Source organism: Acidovorax sp. SRI_002 (assembly GCF_057586455.1).
Genome location: NZ_JBYCZW010000002.1, coordinates 281,184 through 304,857 on the forward strand (window position 1 = coordinate 281,184; position 23,674 = coordinate 304,857).

At 53.3% G+C, this 23,674-nt stretch carries 16 protein-coding genes; 15 read left to right on the top strand and 1 reads right to left on the bottom strand.

Annotated elements, in window-relative coordinates:
- Positions 1-454: 454 nt before the first annotated feature.
- The 14 genes from AC2YJX_RS06225 to AC2YJX_RS06290 all read left to right on the top strand — a co-directional run bounded on the left by AC2YJX_RS06225 (position 455) and on the right by AC2YJX_RS06290 (position 21,906).
- Positions 455-2,851: a DNA polymerase II gene (locus AC2YJX_RS06225; RefSeq protein ID WP_487255564.1), complete on the top strand. Its 2,397-nt coding sequence runs from the start codon at positions 455-457 to the stop codon at positions 2,849-2,851.
- A gap of 92 nt (positions 2,852-2,943) precedes the next feature.
- Positions 2,944-5,157: a hypothetical protein gene (locus tag AC2YJX_RS06230; protein ID WP_487255565.1), complete on the top strand. Its 2,214-nt coding sequence runs from the start codon at positions 2,944-2,946 to the stop codon at positions 5,155-5,157.
- Between the two features lie 522 nt (positions 5,158-5,679).
- Positions 5,680-6,912, top strand: a complete 1,233-nt coding sequence (locus AC2YJX_RS06235) for a hypothetical protein (RefSeq protein WP_487255566.1) — start codon at positions 5,680-5,682, stop codon at positions 6,910-6,912.
- Positions 6,913-7,370: 458 nt separating this feature from the next.
- Positions 7,371-9,659, top strand: coding sequence for a M12 family metallo-peptidase (locus AC2YJX_RS06240; RefSeq protein ID WP_487255567.1), 2,289 nt, complete (start codon positions 7,371-7,373; stop codon positions 9,657-9,659).
- A 9-nt stretch (positions 9,660-9,668) separates the two neighbouring features.
- Positions 9,669-9,995, top strand: a complete 327-nt coding sequence (locus AC2YJX_RS06245) for a hypothetical protein (protein ID WP_147433773.1) — start codon at positions 9,669-9,671, stop codon at positions 9,993-9,995.
- A gap of 626 nt (positions 9,996-10,621) precedes the next feature.
- The gene (locus AC2YJX_RS06250) at positions 10,622-12,076 is read left to right on the top strand and encodes a mannose-1-phosphate guanylyltransferase/mannose-6-phosphate isomerase (RefSeq protein ID WP_487255568.1); all 1,455 of its coding nucleotides are present in this window, start codon (positions 10,622-10,624) and stop codon (positions 12,074-12,076) included.
- A 17-nt stretch (positions 12,077-12,093) separates the two neighbouring features.
- Positions 12,094-13,197: a GDP-mannose 4,6-dehydratase gene (gmd, locus tag AC2YJX_RS06255; protein WP_487255569.1), complete on the top strand. Its 1,104-nt coding sequence runs from the start codon at positions 12,094-12,096 to the stop codon at positions 13,195-13,197.
- A 10-nt stretch (positions 13,198-13,207) separates the two neighbouring features.
- Entirely contained in the window at positions 13,208-14,302 is a 1,095-nt protein-coding gene (locus AC2YJX_RS06260; RefSeq protein WP_121507488.1) for a DegT/DnrJ/EryC1/StrS family aminotransferase, read from the top strand.
- Positions 14,302-15,822 carry a hypothetical protein gene (locus AC2YJX_RS06265; protein ID WP_487255570.1) on the top strand — a complete coding sequence of 507 codons (1,521 nt, stop codon included), beginning with the start codon at positions 14,302-14,304 and terminating at the stop codon, positions 15,820-15,822. Before AC2YJX_RS06260 ends, AC2YJX_RS06265 begins: the two co-directional genes overlap by 1 nt.
- A 4-nt stretch (positions 15,823-15,826) precedes the next feature.
- Entirely contained in the window at positions 15,827-16,609 is a 783-nt protein-coding gene (locus AC2YJX_RS06270) for an ABC transporter permease (protein ID WP_121507487.1), read from the top strand.
- Positions 16,606-17,355 (top strand): ABC transporter ATP-binding protein, encoded by a 750-nt coding sequence (locus tag AC2YJX_RS06275; RefSeq protein WP_431151929.1) that lies wholly within the window; start codon positions 16,606-16,608, stop codon positions 17,353-17,355. The genes AC2YJX_RS06270 and AC2YJX_RS06275 overlap by 4 nt, the downstream gene beginning before the upstream one ends.
- On the top strand, positions 17,352-19,652 hold the full coding sequence (locus AC2YJX_RS06280) for a glycosyltransferase family protein (protein ID WP_487255571.1): 2,301 nt from the start codon (positions 17,352-17,354) through the stop codon (positions 19,650-19,652). Before AC2YJX_RS06275 ends, AC2YJX_RS06280 begins: the two co-directional genes overlap by 4 nt.
- A gap of 182 nt (positions 19,653-19,834) precedes the next feature.
- Positions 19,835-21,292 carry a glycosyltransferase gene (locus AC2YJX_RS06285; RefSeq protein ID WP_199727034.1) on the top strand — a complete coding sequence of 486 codons (1,458 nt, stop codon included), beginning with the start codon at positions 19,835-19,837 and terminating at the stop codon, positions 21,290-21,292.
- The gene (locus AC2YJX_RS06290; RefSeq protein ID WP_487255572.1) at positions 21,292-21,906 is read left to right on the top strand and encodes a NeuD/PglB/VioB family sugar acetyltransferase; all 615 of its coding nucleotides are present in this window, start codon (positions 21,292-21,294) and stop codon (positions 21,904-21,906) included. Before AC2YJX_RS06285 ends, AC2YJX_RS06290 begins: the two co-directional genes overlap by 1 nt.
- Before the next feature lie 129 nt (positions 21,907-22,035).
- On the opposite strand, the gene AC2YJX_RS06295 is transcribed toward AC2YJX_RS06290, so the two are convergent.
- The gene (locus tag AC2YJX_RS06295) at positions 22,036-22,956 is read right to left on the bottom strand and encodes a right-handed parallel beta-helix repeat-containing protein (RefSeq protein ID WP_121507482.1); all 921 of its coding nucleotides are present in this window, start codon (positions 22,954-22,956) and stop codon (positions 22,036-22,038) included.
- 267 nt (positions 22,957-23,223) lie between these two features.
- On the opposite strand from AC2YJX_RS06295, the gene AC2YJX_RS06300 reads away from it, so the two are divergent.
- On the top strand, positions 23,224-23,574 hold the full coding sequence (locus AC2YJX_RS06300) for a DUF2304 domain-containing protein (RefSeq protein WP_121508820.1): 351 nt from the start codon (positions 23,224-23,226) through the stop codon (positions 23,572-23,574).
- Positions 23,575-23,674 lie beyond the last annotated feature (100 nt).

Genomic DNA, 23,674 nt, shown 5'->3' on the forward strand with positions numbered 1-23,674 from the left:
CCGCGCATGTAAGCTGCCGGGTCCGAGGGGGAAGCCGCTAATCAGGGTGCGAGGCGTTCAACGACCGGTGTTTGTCGTTACTGCCGTTCAGACACTGGGTCGCTATTGACTCAAATCAGCCTGTAGCTGTCGCCTGTACCCTTGACCCCGGAGACTACGCAAATCCCGGTAACGCAACACTCCAGGTGCAGTGGAGCTTTAGCTTGGTAGGCGAATGCTGTTCCCCATAGCGCTGCAGTACAGCCTCAAAACCACGCCCAGATACGACGCAGCAATGCCGGGGCTGGTCGGGCAGGGCGGAATACATAGCGGGATGGTTTGTGCATGGCCTTCACGGTGTTGGTTTTTGCAATACTGTACAAAACATCAGTATCATGCGCAAGAGCACCACGCAGCTACCCCCATCTCGCCCAAGACGTCAGAATTGACGCGCTAGTGTCTGCCGCTCCACCTGATGTCCTCAGCCCTCGCACCCACCGAACTACGGGGCTTCCTCCTCACCCGCAACTGGCGCGACCTCCCGGACGGCACCGAGCTTGAATACTGGCTGTCCACCGACGAGGGGCCCAAGAAGGTGCTTCTGACCCAGCAGACGTCGGTCGCCTTCCTGCCGGTTCGACACCGGGTTGCGGTGCAGGCCCAACTGGCGAACCTGCAGGGCCTGGAAGTGAAAGAGCTAGGGTTAAAGACGTTCGAGCAGGAGCCTGTCCTCGGTGTCTATGCCCGCAGGTTCCGCGATCTGGGCAAGCTCACGCGCGAACTCCAGCCTCTGGGAATCCCGCTGTACGAAGCGGATATCCGCCCGCACGACCGCTACCTGATGGAGCGGTTCATCACAGCCGGTGTCCTGGTTGAGGGAGGCCAGCGCGAAGGCTCGACCATCCTCGACGGCCGCTTGAAGCCCGCGTCTGGTTGGCGCCCGGTGTTGAAGGTGGTGTCGCTGGACATCGAGACGAGCGCAACGGAGGATCTGTACTCCATCGCACTGGATGGTGCGGGTGACCGGGTGGTGTTCATGCTGGGGGAAGCACCAGAGTCTGTGTCGGCGCCAGCTGTGTCGCCGATGGACTTCAGACTTGTCTATTGTCCGACTCGCCGGGAGATGATCGAGCAGCTGAATGCCTGGTTTGTAGACCATGACCCGGATGTCATCGTCGGTTGGAGCGTGATTCAGTTCGACCTGCGGGTGCTGCAGAAGGCGGCCGATGCGAACTCCGTGCAACTGCTGCTCGGACGTGAGCGCCGACCCATCGCGTGGCGGACGCACCCGGGCCGACAGGGCTACCTGTTCGCGCCCATGCCCGGACGGGTCGTCGTCGATGGGATTGAAGCGCTCAGGGCGGGCATGTGGAGCTTCCCGTCGTTCAGCCTTGAAGCGGTCTCACAGAAACTGCTCGGTGAGGGCAAGGAGATCGGCGATGCCTACGACAAGATGGCCGAGATCGAGCGGCGCTATCAGGAAGACAAGCCGGCCCTTGCCAGCTACAACATCCGCGACTGCGCGCTTGTCCTGCGCATCTTCGACAAACTGGAGCTGCTGCCGTTCGTGCTGGAGCGAGCCCAGACCACAGGCTTGCAAATAGATCACTTTGGTGGGTCCATCGCCGCGTTCAGCCACCATTACCTGCCGCGCATGCACCGCCTGGGCTACGTGGCACCCAACGTGGGCGACATCGCGGCCAAGGCCTTCCCCGGCGGCTATGTGATGGACTCCACGCCGGGCTTCTACGACACCGTCGTGGTCCTGGACTACAAAAGCTTGTACCCCTCCATCATCCGGACCTTTCTGGTGGATCCGGTAGGCTTGGCAGAGGGAGAGAGCGCCGACGCACAGACCGGGTTGGTGCAAGGGCCGCAAGGCACGCTGTTCTCGCGCGAGAAGCACTGCCTGCCTGACATCGTGACCACCCTATCGACTGCCCGGGACGAGGCCAAGCGGGCGCGCAACCAGCCGCTATCACAGGCCCTGAAGCTGCTCATGAACTCCTTTGCCGGCGTTCTGGGTGCATCCGAATGTCGCTTCTTCAATCCGAAGCTGGTGTCCGCCGTGACCCTGCGCGGCCACGAGGTGATGAAGCTCACCCGCACATTTGTGGAGCAGCGTGGATACCAGGTCATCTACGGAGACACCGACTCCATCTTCATCTGGCTCAAACGCACCTATCCCAATGCGGAGGCGCACGCCATTGCGGCCGGCCTGGTGCAGGAGATCAATGCCTGGTGGACCCGCAGACTGCGAGAAGAGCAGCAGTTGGAGAACTTCCTCGAAATCGAGTTCGACACTCACTATGCCAAGTTCTTCATGCCCACCATCCGAGGATCGGACGTGGGCAGCAAGAAGCGCTACGCCGGCCTGAGCGTCGATGAAAATGGGCGGGAGGAGATGGTCTATCGCGGACTGGAGATGGCCCGCAGCGACTGGACCCCGTTGGCACGCCAGTTCCAGGAGGGCTTGCTGTCACGCATCTTCCGCGGTGAGCCCTATCAGGCTTTCGTTGCCCACTATGCGCGGTCGATGCTGGACGGTCAAATGGATGCGTTGCTCGTCTACCGAAAACGCCTGCGCCACCGGCTCGATGCCTACGAGGTCAATGTGCCGCCCCAGGTGCGCGCGGCGCGCATCGCTGACGCTCACAACGCGAAGTTGAACCGTCCCCAGCAGTACCAGCGTGGTGGCTGGATCCAGTACGTGATGACGCAAAGCGGCCCCGAACCCCTGGAGGCCCGGCATTCTCGCATTGACTATGAGCACTATCTCGTCAAGCAACTCCAGCCCATCGCTGACGCGATGCTTCAGCCGTTGGGCGACAGCTTTGTGGCGTTGACGAGTGCGCAGAAGGTGTTGTTCTAAGGGGGCGGGGGGCGAGTAGCGTCCCACCGTCATGTTGTTTCACCGCCAGGCAATCCATGCCATTCGGCTTGAGTTCTCGGTAGCATGCGGTGATGAACGAGCACTACTACGACACATTGGTCTCAGCAGCTCGCGAAAAAGGCATGACGATCTCAGCCGCAGCGGACGAAGCGGCGATGGCATTTCTAGACGGAAAACCGACGGGTCAAGGTAAGCACAAGTGGAGTGGCGGAGATAGACAAGCAGCCTTCTGGAACTCGGAGTTTCTGAAGGACCTACCCGCAGATGTTTGGCGCCAAGAGACCCTTGGCTTGGCCTTAACGCGTTACTTTGGCCAAGACCGGTTGGCATTCCCTGAGATCGTGGCGCAGGTAGCCACAATCGCTCCCGACGTGCTTGTGTGGGCTGCCCGCCACTCTGGCCTAGTGATGCGACAGGATTCTCCACGTTGGTTGGAGATCAGCGGACTTAATACAACTCAGCATGATGCGCTCGCTGAACTGAAGCGCGTGTTTCACATATTCCGGGAAGCTCATCAAGTGCGGCAAGAGGAAGTGGGGCGTCTTCGCAAGCCATTGTCCGAGTTCGCTCCTCTGGATTTGCTGGTTTATGCAAGCCTTTTCGCCTTTGAGCACCAGATACCAGACTTGGTCTATGGTCGGTCTCAACCGGAGATGCCCGATGCTCAGGAAGCGTGGGATGCCATCGACGACATATTGGCCTGGAAACTTTCCAACTGCGATCCGTCCGATGTGCAGTTGACTGAAATGTCTATCGCCTCGTCATTGAGGCAGCATCTGATTCCATTTTTATTCCCGTCTGAGGAGAGGCCGCGACACGATTGCTATCAGGCATTTCTCGAATTGTTGGGCGCACAGGTCGAACTGAACGCTTTCGAAGATAGATCTGCAGACGCCTTCAGTTACGACGACTCCATTCGATTTGAGCGAAATGGAGATCGTCTAGAGATCGTCGAGGCGGATGCCGATGCCCAGACTGCGTGGCGGCGAGATGGCAAGAAGTTCGACCTTTTGCACCAGTACTGGTTGTACCGGGGAATGGATGCCGTCATGGCCGATCTTGACCTGCTGGCACGCGTAAGTCCTGCGCACCTTGAGGCCAATCTTCAGGCCTTGGCCAAGGCGAAAGGCACATGGCTTCGCTTGCAAGAGGTCTATGGCATGGCCGAGCAGGTGCGAACAGACGCGGGCTCATCTGCAGCGCTCTTTCATGTGCTGATGGCGACCGAACTGATGACGGCCTTTTTCATTGAAGACTACCTCAGGCCCTATCAGCAGTACCTTTCCGAGACAGGAAGTTCTTTTCTCGCCTTGGGTCGGTTGGCATTTGGCGGCTTGCTTCAGCCCGACATGCAAAACCGCTTCCCGCTCACCTGGTCGGATCGAGCGGCCAAAGTTGATCGCATTAAGCCTTGGACGGCTACGGCAGAGCATCCAAGTGGCTCCGCACGATCTGCAGAGGCAATCCTGGACTTCATGACATGTGACTGGGCTGCGATGGCGAAGCAGATGCGCGACGGTGATGCAACGTTGCGTCCCCGCTGGCAAGAGCGTCCCTTGTTCAAAATGGGGCGACTCTCGCTCCAGCTGCCTTGGATGATGGCTGTACAGAACAACTCTGCGGCAGTCATCAATAACCTTCGACGGTTGGGTGCCCGAAGAAATGAAGCCAAGGAAGAGACCCGTCGAATTGAAGAACGGCTCGGAGCGCTTTTCAGAGAGCGTGGATTCGACGTGCTTGTCGGGTACGAGATCCCCGCGCTGGATACAGAGGATGCCAACGCAGGGGAAATCGATTTGATTTGTGCCCGAGACGGGCATGTATTTGTCTTGGAGCTCAAATCAACCTACCAACGCCGCTCAGTGAAGGAGGCGTGGGCACATCGAACTTCTACGCTGCGAAAGGCAGGTTTGCAGTTGAGCAGGAAGGTCCCCGCTGTCCAGCGTGCGCTTGGGCGTGACATGGAATTGACGGCTGCGCTCGGTCTCGTGAACAGCCAGCCCACGGTCACGGCTTGGATCGTTGATACCTCGATCGAATGGGATCACCAACAGTTCCGAGGCTTCCTCAAGGTCTCTCTAGAAGAGGTGCTGATTGCGCTGCGAGACGACAGGCAGCTTCTAAATGACCCGCATGGGCTGTTTGGTGGACAGGCCGCTTCTGATAAGGGTGCGGAGGAATATGCGGAACCAAGCAAGGACGACACCATGTATCCGGATGGGTTCTCTGCCGGGCGCTTTGTTGAGGTGATTGAAACGGCTGCCGTGTGGGTGGGCAGCCTTTGAACGTTGCCAAGCCTGTCGGAGACAAGGATCCATTTTTTACTCCCGAAAGCGAGTTTCGCACTGACTAAACTGTAGTGGCGCAAAAACCGCACCGGCGAATGTAGAGTGGCGCCGGCCTCTAAACACCAATGGCGCAGTTTGGAGAAAACTGAAGTAAATCAACGACTTACGCCTTCTTGGTTTCTAAGGTTAACTGGCGTTCCGCAGCTGCTTGCACAGGTGCGCTGCAGAGGGGGTTTGCGATCTGGCGGACGATGGGTTCAAAGATATAGTGAGTGGCCCTTGCCTGCATTGATTCATGAGCCCTTGCTGTCAGTCGAGAGGTTCCACATGCTGGTCTGTGGGCCTTCATTAGGCGGGGTTGGGGCGCGTGCTGCGCCCTCCGCCGTTGCATAGATAGGCCAGCTTTTGAGAAGTGCGTAAGAGGTGCGTTGAATGGCGCCCCTCCCGCCATCATCTTGATGTCCATTTCCGTTCTGATCGTGTCTCGAATTCTCTAATCTTCGAATAGATATATTTGTTATGAAATTTTCAGATATCCGCTGTACCGCGGATGGCGATCAGCATGGCGAACTATCCGGCCTTAAGACTCCATTTGCGTTCGTGCATATACCGAAATGCTCCGGGACCGCATTCGAAAACTATATTTTGTCTCAAGGCGTAGGTTTTGAGAAATCTCGGGCTTTTACTGGACTTGACAGAAATGACAAGCCGGAGTCGCTTGAAATGTATTTTCGAAATGAAGGGGCATCGCCATTTGTTTTTGGTCACTTTTACTATAAAGATCTCCTGCGATTCTGCCCGGGCGCGTTTTTGGCAACTTTTGTTCGTGATCCGTTGAAGCGCACTATTTCTCAATATAAATCTTGGCACGACGAGAAAAACTTTCAACCTGATGATCCTCATTATAAGGTTGCAAATACCGTGGAGCGTGACGCGCTTGTCTTTGCGCAGCGGGCCTCCCTGGAGGAGTTTGTGTGTTCAGATAATTCCGTGATTGTGGATGGTGCATTGGGTAATCAGCAAACCATGTATCTTTCTACCTACTCCGGTGATGATCTGGCGCAGCATCTTGAGAGTGCCAAGAAGAATCTGGCAGCTTTGGATTTTTTTGGAATCACTGAGAGTTTTCCAGAGTCGCTGGAACTTTTGCGTTGCATGATTCCAGATCTGAGTGATTATAAAATCGGCCCTGAAATGGAAAACAGATCTCGAATTTCAGTCGATCAAGTGAGTAATCGTGCAAGGGAAATAATTGACGGGCAGGTTGAATACGATCAAAAGTTGTATGAATACGCGTGCCAACTCTTCAAGGAGCGTCTTCAGGAGTGGCGTGCTAGCCCGCGGTCAACCTATTCAGTGAAGGGGTTTGGCGGAAGGGCCGAGGACGCCCAAGAATATGCGCCCGACGGCCAGCCATCCGGGGGTAAAAATGAAGCCACGCAACTAGAGATTTCAGCGTTGAAATCTGAAAACGAGAGAATTGAGACTGAAAACAGGATGTTGCGTTCTCAATTGGAGCAACTGGAAGTAGCGCACTTGCGGGCGTCAGAACTGAATAAAAATGCCGTGAGGGTAGCGCAGGAGAGCGCCGCAGAGGTTGACGCGGAGAATGGTTTGCTTCGCACTCAGCTGGCGCATCTCGGTGCAAGTCACATGCAACTTCAGCAGGTTTACCGGGATATTGTGGGATCGCAATCGTGGCGCGTGATGCAAACACTTCAGTCTGTGTTAAAGCCATTCCTGAAAAAGTAGGCTGCCGAGTGAGCTGAATTTGAATGCGCGAATTTTCTGAATGCATTAAAACTATATTTATAATCTATTGGCATTAAAAATGCTGTTCACATGGCAGTGCATTTTTTGCGCGTCTGAGAGTCTGGCGTCTTGGCGCGAGCGTAGCTGGGTTGGGCTTTGGATGGTCCTGGGGCCGGGAAGGGGTGGGAGGCGCAGGCGCACTCAGACTGAGTGTGGTGGACGCCACTGATAAGTGGCTTGCAGATGTTGCGGGATGGGCGTTGTTCCGTGAACATTGGAAACGCCTTTTTGCCTGATTTGGACCGCATCTCAGGAGCACCTGGCTAGTGAAGATGCTCTTGATGTTCTTACGCATTTGCGCTAGATTTTTGAGCTGCAGTCTTTGGAGTGCAAATCCTCACGTGTTGGGGTGGAGCGACCACGGGTGTGCTAAATTAATTTGGTGATCGTTTATCACTATGAAAAATAAAACAATGTTCGATAAATTGAGTTGGCGATCCACCAAATCTCTGGCAGTTGCTGCGTTTGCCTTCTATTTGGTGGGGGCTCATGCCCAGCAGATTCTGGAGCTTACGCCGGGAGAGGCGCCGTCTGAAAAACTAGCGCTTACCGCCATGAGTATCAAGCCTGGCGAAGCCCTTCATATTCAAAATCTCAAAATAAATGATGAACTTCCTTCGGTTGTTAATCTCATATTGCGTCGTTCGGAAGTAACAAACGGGGATACACAGTTCATTGTTGTTGATGAAAAGGGTTCTAGGGCATTTCCGCTTGCTGCCAGTGCTCATTTCGTGGGAGCACTCGAGGGTAATTCTGATAGCTACGCCTTCGTCACGGTGAACCCTAGTGGTGAGATCAGGACGATCATTCACCGAGGAAAAGAAACCGTTGTTAATGAATTATTGCCTGCAAGGGGCGGCGGCTCAGGGGGAGCTGTTTCGCGCCTTGTCGATCATCAAAAGGATTTTGTCAACAGAGAATTCTCTTGCGGAGTAAGCCCGGAATTTCTTCAATCCGATCCTGGGCAGCGGAAGCTCGGCATTGAAAATCTACTGAAAACCGGCAGAGAGAATTCACAAAAGATCCTGGGTGAAGAGAAAGCGGGAAGCCCACGGCGTGCTGACATAATTATCGATAGCGACTACGAGTTCTATCAAAATTTTGGCTCTGAATCGGCTGCGTTCACATACGTCACGGACCTGCTTACTTATGTCGGCAGTAGGTACCAGGCCGAAGTGGCTACCCGCTTCAATCTGAAGCAAATTGTGATCAGAACGACATCGGCCGACCCGTGGACCCAGACCGCCACAAGTGCAATGCTCGATGAGTTGCGGACTTTTTGGAACGCAGGGGCCAATGCATCTATTTCACGGCACCATGTTCACTTGCTAAGTGGTAAAAATTCTGGAGGTGGCATTGCCTATGTAGGTAGCCTGTCCAACCAAGCGATCGCTTACGGGGTAAGTGCAAATATCGAAGGAAATTTCAACCCTTCAAATCCGCAAGTCATTTGGGATTCGGTTGTAGTTGCCCATGAAATCGGGCATGCGTTTGGTAGCTCCCATACGCATGATTACGATAATCCCTATATTGCACCAACTCCCAATACCGGTGGCGCGATTGATTGCTGCTATTCGGGCAACTCCACTGGGCAGTGTGGAATCGCCCTCGGGGGGGCAGGTCGTTTTGGCTTTTTACCGGGCCTGTCGTCAACTACGGGCGGTGGAGCCGGCCAGGGAAATGGGACCATCATGAGCTACTGCCATTTGCTCAGTGGCGGGATGAGCAATATCGCATGGACGTTTGGAACCAATCACGCCTATGGTGTGAACGCTGGTCGGGTTCCCACTGTGATGTCAGATCAAGCGCAGACAAAGCTGCCCCTGGATACTTCGGGCACCTTTGACCTGAGTGTGAGCAAAACGGGGACGGGCACGGTAACCAGCTCCCCAGCGGGTATTAATTGTGGCGTGGACTGCAACGAAAGCTACGCCGCGGGCACTGTAGTCACGCTGTCTGCAGTCGTGGGAACTGGGTACACCTTCTCTGGGTGGGGGGGCGATTGTTCAGGAACTGGGTCTTGCACCGTAACCATGAGTGCGGCAAGGAATGTGACCGCCACGTTCATTCCAACTCCCCAAGGCGTGCTTTCTGTAGCCAAGATCGGCACGGGGACGGGCACAGTAAGCCGTACAGGGGGATTGCTCAATTGCGGTAGCACCTGTAGCGAATCACTGACCCCAGGTACCATCGCGACGCTGACTGCAAGCCCCTCGGCCGGAAGTGCCTTTGTTGGATGGAGCGGAGGTGCTTGTAGCGGGACGGGCGCTTGCTCATTCACGGTCAATGCCAACACCACCGTGACCGCGAACTTCAAGTCAAACAACGCTGGGGGCCCTGCCACAACGCCTCTTCTGGAGACAAATCTGACAGGGGCTGCGGGCTCTGTTCTCTACCGCACTGTAACCATTCCAGCAGGTGCCAAAAACCTGATTGTCCAGATAAGTGGCGGAATTGGGGATGTGGATCTCTTCGTCAAGTTCGGGCAGGTACCAACGACCACTTCATACGATTGCAGGCCCTATTTGCCAGGAAACGAGGAGAGCTGTACGTTCCCAACACCGGCTGCGGGTACGTACCATGTGATGCTGCGCGGGTATAGTCAATATAGTGGAGTTACATTGGCGGCGTCATATCACAAAAAACCAATTAATCTTGCTCCGATACTGCAACTTCTTTTGGACTGAGGGATTTATATGAAAATAGTTAAAAAAGCTTCGTTCGCCGCTTGTGCCATACTTCTTGCATTTAATGTTCAGGCAGGAACGTCTTCTGGCAAAGTCACTACGATGATTATTAATGCCAGTAATTTTCTTTTCTTTACTGCTGGTACCAAGACGGGATCTCCTACTTGTGGAAACAACAATCAGTGGGCTATCAATCTAGCTACTGCGCAAGGGAAGACGATATACGCGTTGTTGCTTTCTGCGCAAGCACAAGACAAGACCGTATCTGTTTTTGGTAATAACACCTGCAACAATTGGGGTGATCGTGAAGATGTTCTTTATGCCATTTCAGAGTGAATATCTGTTTGGTTGAAGGAGCGCCGTGACGGGAGTTGGGGGCAGGCCACGCTACAGTGAGACCCGTGCGCAATCCCCCTTGCTGGCGCTTTGCGCGAAGATTCAATAGTGGCACGCTCAGTTGCAAGGGACGCCTCTGCGAACCTCGGCGTGTGCCTCCCCTTGAGGGTGGGCTTCAATGGTTGTTCGGCCCTGACTTAGCAGTTGGCACAGATCAGCAGGGCCACAGCGCGGTTTTCGTACGGGCAGGTCGTGTGCTTTACAGCCGAGTCGAGCGCTGTGCGATTGCCGGGGCCACACGGGTCTGAAAAACAATGCAGAGCGGCACACTTTTTGGTGGCCGATATCCCGTCGCAACGAGGTCTTGTGGATTGATCCGCTCGGTCATAGCGGGCAGCCGAACCTTCAGACTGGGGGAAGGAAACCCGATGTAACCTTGGCTGGCGCGTATAGGGGCAAAGATACAATGCGTTAAAGAAGTGCCGGACCGCTAGACCGGTGTCAAGTCTTCTTCTACGCGTGCGGCGCAGAGTCTGCCGCCATGGCTCCCCCAATTTTGAACGGGTCAGTTTCCAAGCGGTTAGGGCCGCAGCGAACACTGAAGCGCTCCTTTTTTGTCCCTTTTCATGAAGCACACACTGGTTCCTGTCGTCTTGTGTGGAGGTTCCGGCACCCGGCTGTGGCCTTTGTCGCGTGAAACCTATCCGAAACAGTTTCTGGCTTTTAACGGTGAGTTCACCTTGCTCCAGGACACCGTGTTGCGTCTGCACGGACTGCCAGAATGCGTTTCGCTGACACCGCCTGTGCTCGTATGCAACGTCGAGCACCGTTTTCTCGCCGCTAGTCAGCTGGTTGCCGCCAAAATAGACAGCGCAAGCATCGTCCTGGAGCCCTCTGGGCGGAACACGGCCCCTGCCCTTACCCTCGCAGCCTTGCAAGCTTGTCGTGATGGGGGTGACCCGATACTGCTGGCCATGCCTGCGGATCATGTGTTCACTGATCGGACCGCCCTGCACGCTGCAATCCTTCGAGCTTTGGGGATAGCTGCGCAAGGTGCCATGGTCACGTTTGGCATCGTGGCGGACAGGCCCGAGACGGGTTATGGATACATTCAGCGGGGCACAGAGTATGAGCCCGGGACTTACCGTGTCGCCAATTTTGCTGAGAAGCCTGATGGTGATACCGCCCAAAGGTACATCGACTCAGGAGAGTATCTGTGGAACAGCGGGCTCTTCATGGTGCGTGCAAGTGTCTGGCTGAAAGCGTTGGGCGCTTGCAATCCGGAGATCCTCCAGGCGTGCACCCGTGCGATGGCGGAGGCGAAGTGCGATCTGGATTTTGTACGGCCTGAGGTGAGCGCCTTCTCGGCCTGCCCGTCGGATTCCATTGACTACGCCGTCATGGAGCGTCTGCCGAAACGCCCAGACCTGGATATTCCTGCGTGTGTCGTACCGCTGCAGGCCGGGTGGTCTGACCTTGGCGCCTGGGATGCCTTGTGGGAAGTCCTGAGCCACGACGCCAATGGCAATGCCGTAGTCGGCGACGCAGTGTTAACCGATTCGACTGGGTCACTAGTAATGACGAGCAGCCGTCTGGTTGCAGGCGTTGGCTTGAAGAATATCGTGGTGATTGAAACTCCCGACGCCGTACTTGTTGCCGACAAGTCACAGACCCAGAGCGTCAAACATGTCGTGGCTCACCTCAAAGCGCACAAACGCGCTTTGGCGAACACCCACCGGAAAGTACATCGGCCTTGGGGTTGGTACGACAGTATCGACAGCGGTGAGCGGTTCCAAGTCAAACGCATCGTGGTCAATCCTGGTGCAAGCCTCAGTCTGCAAATGCACCACCACCGCGCCGAACACTGGGTGGTTGTTAAGGGGACGGCTCAGGTCACCAATGGGGACAAGGTCTTTCTCTTGGGTGAGAACGAATCGACTTATATCCCAGTGGGCCACGTCCACCGACTTTCTAATCCCGGAAAAGTACCGCTTGAGATTATTGAAGTCCAATCGGGAAGTTATTTGGGAGAGGATGATATCGTGAGATTTGACGATACTTACGGGCGGATGTGCTCCTAATCTAAGAAATCTATATTATGGAGAGTGAATTGAAAAAGAAAATAGCACTTATTACTGGCATTACAGGGCAGGATGGAGCGTATTTGGCCGAGTTGTTGCTCAGCAAAGGCTACTCTGTTCATGGTATTCGCCGGCGTGCTTCGTTGTTCAATACGGATCGTATTGATCATCTGTATCACGACCCCCATAGCGAAGGGCTGGATTTAACGCTCCATTATGGTGATCTCACAGACTCCTCCAGTCTTATCCGTATTGTCCAACAGGTTCAACCAGACGAAATTTATAATCTCGCGGCCCAAAGCCATGTCGCGGTGTCGTTTGAAGAGCCCGAATACACCGCCAATTCCGATGCCTTGGGTACGTTGCGCATACTAGAAGCCATACGTATTGCCGGTTTGGAAAAGAAGTCCCGCTTTTATCAAGCATCTACCTCTGAGCTTTATGGCTTGGTGCAGGAGGTTCCCCAAAAGGAAACCACCCCGTTTTACCCTCGATCTCCTTATGCGGTTGCAAAGATGTACGCCTATTGGATCACGGTGAACTACCGTGAAGCATACGGAATGTACGCTTGCAACGGCATCTTGTTCAATCACGAATCTCCCTTGAGGGGTGAAACTTTCGTAACACGCAAGATCACGCGCGCACTTGCGAGAATCAAACTTGGATTACAGGAATGCCTGTACCTCGGGAATATGAACGCTCTGCGCGACTGGGGTCACGCGCGCGACTATGTAGAGATGCAATGGCTAATGCTGCAGCAGGAAACAGCGGAAGATTTTGTAATTGCGACCGGAGAGCAGCACTCAGTTCGCGAATTTGTGGATCTTGCAGCGAAAGAGATCGATATCCATATCCAGTGGCAGGGGCAGGGTGTGGAGGAAAAAGGCTACGACACGGCAACGGGTAAATGTATTGTGGCGGTCGATCCCAGGTATTTCCGTCCCTCAGAGGTTGAAACACTGCTTGGCGATCCCACCAAGGCCAAGCAGAAATTGGGCTGGGTACCGACTACCACTTTCGCCGAGCTGGTTTCAGAAATGATGCGGGAAGACCTTAAGGAGGCACAACGCGACGAGCTGGTCAAACAGAATGGTTTTAAATACTTCAACCATCACGAATGATCGGCCAGGCATGATTCCGGTATACCAACCTTATTTCAACGGACGCGAAAAAGAGTACGTCAATCAGTGCCTGGACTCCACTTGGATTTCCTCCAAGGGGGAATTCATTGGCAAGTTCGAGTCGGCCTTCGCAAATTATGTGGGTGCGCAAGGAGGTGCAACCAGTGTCTGCAATGGCACCGTGGCCATTCATCTGGCCCTGGCCGCATTGGGCATTGGTCCTGGCGATGAGGTGATTGTGCCAACCTTCACCTACATTGCTTCGGTCAACACCATCATCCAAACGGGCGCAACTCCCGTATTTGTGGACTCGTTGCAAGCTACATGGCAGGTAGACCCCGAAGATATACGGAAAAAAATAACACCAAGAACCAAGGCGGTGATGGCCGTTCATCTGTATGGGCAATCCTGTGACATGGATCCGATTGTTCAAATTTGCAAAGAGAACAATCTTCTCTTGGTTGAGGATTGCGCTGAGGCCTTTGGTAGCTATTACAAAGGGCGACATGTTGGCACCTTTGGTGATGTCGCCACTTTCAGCTTCTTTGGCAACAAAACCATTACCACGGGCGAAGGAGGTATGGTAATTGCCAAAGATGCAGCAGTGCTCGCGAAAGCATTTCATCTGAAAAATCAAGGCGTATCGTCAAGCCGGGAATATTGGCACGATATCGTTGCCTATAACTACCGAATGACTAATATCTGTGCCGCGATTGGATTGGCACAGCTGGAACAAGCAGACGTCATTCTTGAAAAGAAACGCCAAATTGCACTTTGGTATGAAGAGGCCCTGCAGGGATTGCCGCTGGAGGTGCATCGTGAAGAGTCCGGAACGACACATTCCTTCTGGATGTGCTCCGTTCTGGTGAACGATGCCACCCAACGGGACGGGCTTCGCCAGCACCTGCGCAAGCAAGGCGTTGAAACACGGCCCGTTTTCTATCCTGCGCACACCATGCCTCATTGTCAGGCTGAAGGCGTATTTCCTGTTGCTGAATATCTAGGGGCTAGAGGAATCAATCTGCCGAGCTTCCCCGCGCTTGCGTTTGAAAATGTACAAGATATCGCTAAGCACTTGCGACTATTTTTTGAGAATCTTGTGTAATGAAGTATGCGCTAGTCGCCACCACTGGCTATATTTTGCTGGTCGATCTAGATTCGAAGCGCGTTACCCCTTTGAAAAAAGATCAGCCAGAATATTATGGAATATCCTGGTTCCCGGGAGATTCGGAGCTGGTTCTTTCACATTCAGGTGTGAATAATTCAGATCTCATCGACATAGCATCTTATGCGCAATCTGAACAGGGCTGGCTCTCCAAAGGTACTCAGAATGGGAGGCGTTTCTTATCTGCTCCTCACCAGATATTGTGTGCGCCTGATGGTCGAATTATTTGTACGAACACGGGCAGAAATGTTATTTCGATAGTTGATTTGAATCGTCTCAATCTATTTCAAGAGGCGGGTATCAGTAACGCGCGATGGGACCGATTGTCGCTGGAAAAAATTACAGGCGATCACCTGAATTCCGTATTTCTCCAGAATGATCAACTGTTTGTAGTAGCGCATGGCCACAATAAAGGCTCTAAGTTGGCTGTTTTTTCATACCCGGATCTTGACTTGTTATCAGTCACTCCTCTCGGTGAGAGAACGGGGCTTCACAATATTTGGATTACCTCTGAAGGCCAGCGTATAAGTTGTCATTCTGAAATTGGGGCCCTGATCGATATAGATTGCGCAGAGCCTCTTTGGGAATCAGGCTCACCTGTATATACGCGCGGGCTGGCTGCTACCGATGATTATGTGCTTGTAGGAGAGAGCCAAAAGACCGGGAGAGATTTGCGTCGCAATTCGCTGAGTGCGATTTGGGTATTGGATCGAAAGCAATGGCATGCGATTGACTACATCTGCTTGGGGCCTTATGGAGCAGTTAATGAGGTGAGATTGTTGGATGTGCCCGATCTGGCCCACCATGGCACTCCATTGCATAATATCCAGAATTTCCTCGCGGAAAGTGAGTTCCGGGATCTTCCCCCGGCTGAAATGGAAAAAAGCGAAAAAAATGGCCAGAATTTTACAATGTCTAATGCCGATTTGGTTCAGGGCAAGCTTGATTTGGCTCGCGCTGTTTGGGGCGGGAAAGCCACCTGGTCGTCATACCCTTTGGTCCTCGGGTCACCAGAAACGTTAAATGATGGAAGTAAGCGAGCCGCTGTAGATAACCTGTGCCTAGCTTTGAAAAAGGACTCTGGTAATCAATCTATGGCGTGCTTTTCCTATGCCCTTGAAGCTGGGCAGGTGTCGCATGTCTCTGCAGTGCTCGGTTACACGGGTAAGGGTGGGGATACCCATATGGCTGCATTACTGATTCAGAGTTCAGTCGGAGGAGGGGTATTGTCTGCATGGCGCCACAAAGGAGACGGGTGGAGGCAGTTGACGGAAATTGCAAATGTATTTGGACTTCCTCTGGAGGGAGATGTTCAGCTAAAAACTAGTCATTTGACGGCGATTCTATCTGTAGGAGGTACCGAGATATTGCGTCTGGATGCATCCACGTTGGGGCTGGACCACTGCAACAAAGGGCTGGGTATTCGATGGATAGGTGCAACGGTCAAACCACTGGATTAGTTTAATGAATCGATACTGGAAAGGGATATGGCAATCCCGCTATTTTTGGACCCATCTCGCTCTGGCTGACCTGCGCTCGCGTTGGCGGCGTTCCTTCTTTGGGGCCTTGTGGTCAATTATTCAACCCCTCGGCATGACGGCGTTACTGGCGGTGGTGTTCAGCCAAATGTTCAAGTCAGACATCACAACTTATGCCCCTTACATTCTCTCTGGCTTGATTGTGTGGGAATTTGTTGTTGCCAACGTTACGGGGGGAGCCCTATCGTTCGTTCAGGCAGATGCATATATCAAGCAGTGTAAACACCCATTGGCCATATATACCCTGCGCACCGTTTTAGGGAGCTTGGCTGTTCTGATGTTGGCAAGCGTTGCTCTGTTTGGATGGTCGCTGGTTGTGCTTCCGCAGAACTTCGGCTGGAGTTGGTTGGCGACGCTCACCATCTTCCCTGTTTTGGGTCTGATCGCGTGGCCCTTGGCTACAACCTTGGCGTATATTGGTGTGCGCTTTCGAGACGTGCCCCACGCTATGGGGCTATTGATGCAGGCCTTATGGTTTATATCGCCGGTCTATTTTGAAGCCAAAATGTTTAGGCAAGGGGGGATGGGTTTTCTGGTGGACTTCAATCCCATTTACCACGTGCTCCAGTTGGTTAGAGCGCCGTTGCTGGAGGGGGCATGGCCTACCGTCGAAAACTACAGCTATTCCTTTGCAATAGCTCTGGTGTTTGGTCTTTTCGCCTGGTTGGTGGGGCGGAAGGCTGAGAGCAAGGTTATCTTTTATTTATGAGCCAGCCTGAAATCAATCTTCAAGCAGTCAATCTGCATTATGCATCGGTTGCGTTCAAAGAGCGTTCGCTGAAATCTTTATTATCACGACCGTTTGGGAAAAGTGGTGCACGTGAGATCAAAGATGTTCATGCGCTCAAGAATATAACTCTTGAAATCAAAGGTGGAGAGCGTGTGGGGCTCCTGGGGCACAACGGCGCTGGAAAAAGCACTTTCCTCAAAACCGTTGCCGGTTTGTATCCAGTCTCCAGTGGCCAGGTCAATGTTCGAGGGCAGGTGCGTTCGCTATTTGATTTGAGCTTAGGGTTCGAGCCGGATGCTACCGGTCGTGAAAATATTTTATATCGGGGACTGTTGTTGGGATTAACGCCACGATTCATGCGTGAAAAACAGGCCGAGATCGTTGAATTCGCAGATCTCCGGGAATTTATAGATTATCCTATTAAGACATATTCTGCAGGCATGCAAGTGCGATTGGCATTTGCTATATCTACTGCGGTTGGTGGAGATATATTATTGCTGGATGAGGTTATTGGTGCGGGGGATGCGAATTTTATGGGTAAAGCGAGACAGAGAATTGCGGAGTTGATTGAGCGCGCAGAAATTCTTCTGCTGGCTTCTCATGATTTTGGCGCCCTTAATAGCCTTTGCCAGAGAGGATTGGTTTTTCACCGTGGTGAGATAGTTTTTGACGGCTCCATTCCCAAGGCGGTAGTCGAGTACAAGAAGGTGAATAATATTCCATGAGGAATGATCAGCCCTTGCGTGTAATGTGGTTGCTTAACCACACGTCAGCACGAAAATTTGAGATTCCAATGCTGAAACGCATTGGCGTGGAGCAGATATTCCAGCCAAAAATATTTCCAGCTGACCCAAGCTTTCGGAGTGCAAATATTGACTTCTCAGAGGATGATAGACTGGCTATATCAGTGCATGATCTGCAGGTTTTAAATGCGGCGGATTGGTATGCGGGAGCAAGCCAAGATGCCTGGGAGATTGCAAATCGACACTTTGATGTTGTTTTCTTGATATTGCATTCAGCGGAGGTTTTGGTATCTGCTGCGAATTATTTTCGTGGGGCCATCATTTTAAGGGCGTTCGGGACGGAAAAACCAGTCACTTATGAGAAAATAATAGCGCACTACGGAATCGCTTCAACTGTGAGGGGTTTGGGTGGGCGATTCTATTTTGGGGAGGCCTATCCACATCTGGGGGATCAAGAGGCTAAGTATCTTCGTGACAGAAGATGCTATCTCCCTTTGGGTATGGAAAGTGTTGATTATAAGGATAGCTGGGAAGGTGCGCTAAAACAGGTTGTTTTTGTCTGCCCAGATATTGGATTCAATTTTTACTATCGGCAGATATATGAATCGTTTTGCCGAAGTTTTGGGGATCTACCCTATATCGTCGCTGGCGCACAACCGATTCAAGTGGATGACCCGAGGGTTCTCGGCTTCGTGAGCAATGAGCAGCATGCTCATAACATGACTCAAAGCCGCGTCATGTTTTATCACAGCCAAGAATCACATCATATTCATTACCACCCCTTTGAGGCCGTTCGCATCGGCATGCCGCTTGTATTCATGGGGGGTGGTATGTTGGATCGGATGGGCGGCTCGAAGCTTCCGGGGCGTTGCGAAACCATCCGTGAAGCGCGGCTAAAAATTGAACGTATCCTGAATGACGACCAAGATCTGATCCGGAGCATCCGAGGAAGTCAAACGATGCTTCTGGATGCGATGAATCCAGCGAACTGTGAAGGTGCATGGCAGGCTGGTTTTGCCCGCATCGCCTCAGAGCTCGCCCTGGCGCGCGCAGAACAAGCGCGTCGACCCCTCGTGACGAAGCGCAAACGCATTGCGGTGATCTTGCCTGTGGGATATCGCGGTGGCAGCCTACGAGGCGCGTTGTTGCTAGCCAAGGCGCTGTATATCGGCAGTCGCCAAGCAGGAGAGCCGACAGATGTTGTGTTTCTGCATCTGGACGACCCTGCGGTGTATTCGACAACTGATTTTGATGACTTGGCCGAAGGGGTCCAGCGAAGGCCATATAAGTGGAAGTCCCTGCGAGCTGGCGAGGCGCGCCGTGCCATGCGGTACGCGGGCTTTCCGGAGTGGGAGCCCCTAGTGCAGCAATACCTCGTGCCCGACGACGGAATTCAGCAGCTGCAAGATTGTGACCTTTGGCTTGTCGTCAGCGACCGTTTGTCGAGTCCTTTGCTTCCACTGAAGCCCAATGTGCTCATGGTGTATGACTATTTGCAGCGCTATGAAGCCGTCATGCCGCAGGGCGCGGACTACTTTTTTCTACTGGCTGCTCAGTCTGCTGCGCGCGTGCTTGTGACCACAGACTTCACTTGGCGAGACGCAACCCAATATGCGGGTCTTCAGCCTCGCTTGGTTCGTCGGGTTCCTATGTTGGCGCCTGAGTTTCCCATACGCAGGGCAGCCCACAATAAGGAACGAGGTTCGGGTCGGGGCTACTTTATCTGGACCACCAATGCTTCCCTGCACAAGAATCATGCTCGCGCGGCGCAGGCCTTAGAGATCTACTACGGCGAATTGGGCGGAAAGCTGGATTGCCGCGTTACGGGGGTCAACACCCGGGACATGCTGACCAGTCAGACTCCTCATTTGCGAGAAATGGCCAAGGTCTTTGAACGCAGTGAACTGTTGAAGGCGCGGGTTCAGTGGTGCGGCGAGTTGTTAGACGCCACTTATCGCGAACTCGTGGAAGGGGCCGTGTTCCTATGGCATGCAGGTAATATTGATAACGGAACGTTCAGCGTGATTGAGGCTGCTTGCTTGGGGGTTCCATCGCTGTCCAGCGACTATCCCGCTATGCGTGAGATGGATACGCAGTTTGCACTGAACCTCGCGTGGATGGACGCCAAGTCTCCCCGCGATATGGCGGTTCAGCTTAAGCAAATGGAGTCTGACGCCCCTGGCAGGCGTGCCCACCTGCCTTCACCACAACAACTTGCCGGCCAGAGTGTGGAGGCGCTTGCACGCCAGTACTGGGAAGAGGTGCGCTCGTGCCTGTAAAAGAATACGGAATTTACGTCGCATATCCCCCCACGGTTGATTTGAGGGTGGAAGGTCTAGGTAGATACTTGGCGGCATTTCTCAAAGGGGCGGAGGGGCGCACTGACGTGCGCTTCACGATTGTTTGCCCCAGTTGGTCTCATGATTCATTGGAACAGCTATTCCTGAGCGAGGACGTTCCCATGGATCGCGTGCGCGTCATTGGACCTAAAGGAAAGCCGTACGCGCTCTACGTTTATGAGGCCTGGAAAAGTTACCTGAAACGCGAGCGAGGTTCGAGCTGGCTTCGGCGTCTGTCTCGTGGCATGGATAAAGTAGCCACTAGGGCGCAGATGCGCTTAGAGCGGCGGGGCATCACGGTAAACAGCTTATCCACGCTTTTGATGTTCTGCGTGGAGGCGCTGCCAGTGGGGGCCCTGCTTCTGATGCTGGCTCCCCTGTGGATTCCCATGCTGCTGGTCAATCGCTGGAAACCTCTCCTTCAACGCGGATTTCAGCGGCTGGCTCCCAGAATTGCTGTCAAAAGAGCTCGGCTGAAAGCTTTGCTGGATGAGCCGCAAGGGATAGGACTTGTTCAGCGTCTGTTTGCTGACATGGAGCACTCTGAGTCCCAGCGCATGCAGAAAGTCATTGAGCGGCTGCACGAGGTAACAGCTTGGTACTGCCCTACGGCCTTCTGGCCAGCGTTCAATGAGATCAAGGCCCCAAGGTTGATGTGTGTGCCGGATGTTGTATTGACTGATTTTCCCGTGGGTTTCTCATCGGTCAATGGAAACTACACTCTGCAGGTTTTTGAGAAGGTTCAAGAATCGATTCATTCTGCACACAACTTGGTGACCTACAGTGATGCAGTGAAATGGGGTACGCTGGTGGATCGCTATGGCGTTGATGCGGAAAAAATTTCTGTGATTCATCATGCTGCCAATAAATTGAACCGCTCTGTGGAAATTACAGGGTTTCCCGACACCGAAAAAACGGCAAAGCACCATTGTCAGAAGCTGCTATTCCAAGCACTACTACGTGCCACCAATATTGACTATACCTCTGGACTGGTCAATGGAGAGCTGCAGTTTATATTCTATGCGAGTCAGTTCAGGCCGAATAAAAATATTATTACCCTGCTTCGGGCATATGAGTATCTTTTGCGTAATCGCTATATTTCGCATAAACTGATATTGACTGGGCATCCGCGTTCGGCACCTGAGATACAAGATTTTATTTCTATCAATCGATTAGAGAATGATGTTCTATGCTTGCCCAAGCTCAGTATTGCTGAGTTGGCTGCTTGTTACAAGCTGGCGACATTGGCTGTTAATCCAAGTCTGAGCGAAGGAGGATGTCCCTTTACCTTTACTGAGGCGCTGTCCGTTGACACTCCAGTGGTTATGGCGCGTATACCGGTCACAGAGGAAGTTTTGACAGATCCTCAATTGCAAGAGATTAGTTTTTTTGACCCTTATGATTGGCAGGACTGCGCACGGCGCATTGAATGGGGACTTGCTCATCCGCAGGAGTTGCTAGCACGGCAGCGCATAACCTATGATCAACTTAGCCAGCGTTCCTGGTCTGATGTTGTGAATGAGCACATCGAAGTTCTGGACCGAATTTCCAGGGTAGATCGAATCAAGAATCTGCAATGATGTCTCAAAAACTGATAATTTTCGGATATGGTGGCCATGCGCGTAGTGCAGCCGATTTGGCGCTGGCATGCGGGTACATCAGTTTATTGTTTGTCGACGAAAATGCACGGCCTGGGGAGAGTTTTTTAGGGCATTCCGTAGTTTCGTCTCTGGCGACAGATGATTTTCAAGAATATAGCGCTTTTCCCGCTGCCGGTGACAATAAACGCCGAAGTCAGCAGTGTCTGGCTATTGAGCAGCTGGGTTTGCCTTTGGTTTCCCTTGTTTCTCCGCTCGCCAGTGTGGGGGTTGGAAGTTCCATCGGAGCAGGCTGCTTCGTAGGCCATCATGCGCACATCGGTCCTTTGGCGTCCATAGCCACTGGTTGTATTGTCAATACGGGAGCTGTCGTTGAGCATGAAGCTCAGGTTGGCGAGTATGCCCATATCTCAGTGAATAGCACGATTGCCGGAAGAAGCAGCTTGGGAGCATATTCAATGCTGGGGGCTGGCGCTGTCATCATCGATGGCGTGTCAGTTGCCAGCGGAGTTATGGTGGGTGCGGGAGGCGTGGTGCATCGATCAATAGTCGAGCCAGGCATCTACACAGGTGTTCCGGCTCGAAAGAGCAAGTAGATAGATGAATTGACTTAGGTGGCCTGTGCTGGATGTTTGCGAGAAGTCGGAAAAGCCATCAGCATGATGTGCGGGCACGGCAGCATCACATAAAAAAGGCTCCTTGATGGAGCCTTTTTTATTCGCTGCTTACTGCAGACTCAACGTGCTTGTAGGTGCTCCGTTGCCGCCATAATTTCCAGAATTCCTATTGTTCCCAAAACTCCGGATTTGTCCTCCCGATAATGTTTCTAGGCCCAGTCCGGTGTTGTTGGTAATGGTGCTGGACGAAATGCGAATTGACGATTGCGCACCAAACGAGCGCACACCACTTTGAATATTGCCGTCGGAGACCGAATTTTCGATGCTCATGCTGACAGGGCGCGATACGCTATTCGAAATAAAACCTGCATTGGTATTGGAGCTCACGATCGTATTCACGATGGATACGTCGCTTCCGTCATCAGCCCGGATACCGCGTTGACTTTGGTCGATACGAGTGTCGGAAATAGATACGGTAGCCAATGTGGCCGGACCAGGAACGATCCAGATGCCCCCGCCACCACAGTGGTCACCGAGAAATTTGCGAATGGCGAGATTGCTATCTGCCGGGGTTGTAGGTGCAAAATTGACGCATTGGCCGGTAACTCGGGACACTCTGACATTGTCGAGGATGACTCCCGCCGCGCTCAAGACATTGATGCCGTTGATGCCCGTGCCCGCACCGTCGATGACAACATTGCGAATGACAACATGTGCCGCCGCGTTATTGATGATGATGCCATTTGTCCCGGCAGAGAGTATGCCTCCAGCCTGCCCACCTGCCCCATCAATAGTGATGCTCTTGGTGATTGTGACTGCCCCAAAACCACCTGGGTCAAGTACGTTGATGGCCCCGTTGGTTGCAGTTTTGGAGATTGCACCCGCAAAGGTTTTGCAAGGAGCCGTTCGGCTGCAGGGATTTGCGTCGTCTCCTACCCCAGACACCCACGTACGCGTGGCTTGAGCATGGGCTGCGGACGCGGCCAGAAGAAGGCCGCAGATGAAGATGTAAATGTTGGGTTTGCGCATCGGAACCTCCAGTTGGATATTTGCTATCACTACTCTCTGTAACGCGTGCTGAGCTTACGCTGAATTAACCGCTTTGCAAGTGATGTTGGTACCAGTTGGTGTCCTAACGATCTAGCGGCCTGAAGGAGGGAAACGGTTTGTGGGCGAACGTTAAAATCCATCGCTCCGTTCAGAGGTTTGGATGCCTAGGTGACGGGGCGCATTGCGAATGTGGCCGGCGGACGCACAGGCGTCTGCATGCAACTGGTCTTCTTACAACTCTCAATCATGGCGCCACTTCAAATCACGACCACCTTGCTGGGCATCGGCCTTGCCGCCGTCATTCTGCTGCTCGTCCGGCGTGATCACCTCTACCTTCTGCACGGCCTGTTCTGGATCTTGGTCGCGGGGGCTGCGGCCGTCTTGGGAGTCTGGCCGGGTCTGATTGATCGTCTCGCGGTGGTGGTGGGCATCAGTTACCCGCCCGCTCTGCTTTTGCTGGTGGCTGTGGTGATCGTCCTCGTCAAGACGCTGCACACCGACATTGTCAATACCCGGGTGGAAAGAGATGTGAGGCGCCTCAATCAGCGGCTGGCCATATTGGAGGCAGATAACGCTGCTTTGCGAGAACTCCGGTAGCGTTAGTTGTCGCCGAAAGCAGGCATCGGAGGGGCGTTGCTTGCGGTCCCCCGCTTAGTTAGGGAGCTAGCTTAGATAAACCGATGCCAAGGGGTGATGG

Bases quoted from the DNA above. Each gene is read 5' to 3' on its own strand.
- AC2YJX_RS06270 (WP_121507487.1), top strand. From the start codon at position 15,827: ATGAATCGATACTGGAAAGGGATATGGCAATCCCGCTATTTTTGGACC.
- AC2YJX_RS06235 (WP_487255566.1), top strand. From the start codon at position 5,680: ATGAAATTTTCAGATATCCGCTGTACCGCGGATGGCGATCAGCATGGC.
- AC2YJX_RS06260 (WP_121507488.1), top strand. From the start codon at position 13,208: ATGATTCCGGTATACCAACCTTATTTCAACGGACGCGAAAAAGAGTAC.
- AC2YJX_RS06250 (WP_487255568.1), top strand. From the start codon at position 10,622: ATGAAGCACACACTGGTTCCTGTCGTCTTGTGTGGAGGTTCCGGCACC.
- AC2YJX_RS06225 (WP_487255564.1), top strand. From the start codon at position 455: ATGTCCTCAGCCCTCGCACCCACCGAACTACGGGGCTTCCTCCTCACC.
- AC2YJX_RS06285 (WP_199727034.1), top strand. From the start codon at position 19,835: ATGGATCGCGTGCGCGTCATTGGACCTAAAGGAAAGCCGTACGCGCTC.
- AC2YJX_RS06240 (WP_487255567.1), top strand. From the start codon at position 7,371: ATGAAAAATAAAACAATGTTCGATAAATTGAGTTGGCGATCCACCAAA.
- AC2YJX_RS06290 (WP_487255572.1), top strand. From the start codon at position 21,292: ATGTCTCAAAAACTGATAATTTTCGGATATGGTGGCCATGCGCGTAGT.
- AC2YJX_RS06245 (WP_147433773.1), top strand. From the start codon at position 9,669: ATGAAAATAGTTAAAAAAGCTTCGTTCGCCGCTTGTGCCATACTTCTT.
- AC2YJX_RS06230 (WP_487255565.1), top strand. From the start codon at position 2,944: ATGAACGAGCACTACTACGACACATTGGTCTCAGCAGCTCGCGAAAAA.
- AC2YJX_RS06295 (WP_121507482.1), bottom strand. From the start codon at position 22,956: ATGCGCAAACCCAACATTTACATCTTCATCTGCGGCCTTCTTCTGGCC.
- AC2YJX_RS06265 (WP_487255570.1), top strand. From the start codon at position 14,302: ATGAAGTATGCGCTAGTCGCCACCACTGGCTATATTTTGCTGGTCGAT.
- AC2YJX_RS06280 (WP_487255571.1), top strand. From the start codon at position 17,352: ATGAGGAATGATCAGCCCTTGCGTGTAATGTGGTTGCTTAACCACACG.
- AC2YJX_RS06275 (WP_431151929.1), top strand. From the start codon at position 16,606: ATGAGCCAGCCTGAAATCAATCTTCAAGCAGTCAATCTGCATTATGCA.
- gmd (WP_487255569.1), top strand. From the start codon at position 12,094: ATGGAGAGTGAATTGAAAAAGAAAATAGCACTTATTACTGGCATTACA.
- AC2YJX_RS06300 (WP_121508820.1), top strand. From the start codon at position 23,224: ATGGCGCCACTTCAAATCACGACCACCTTGCTGGGCATCGGCCTTGCC.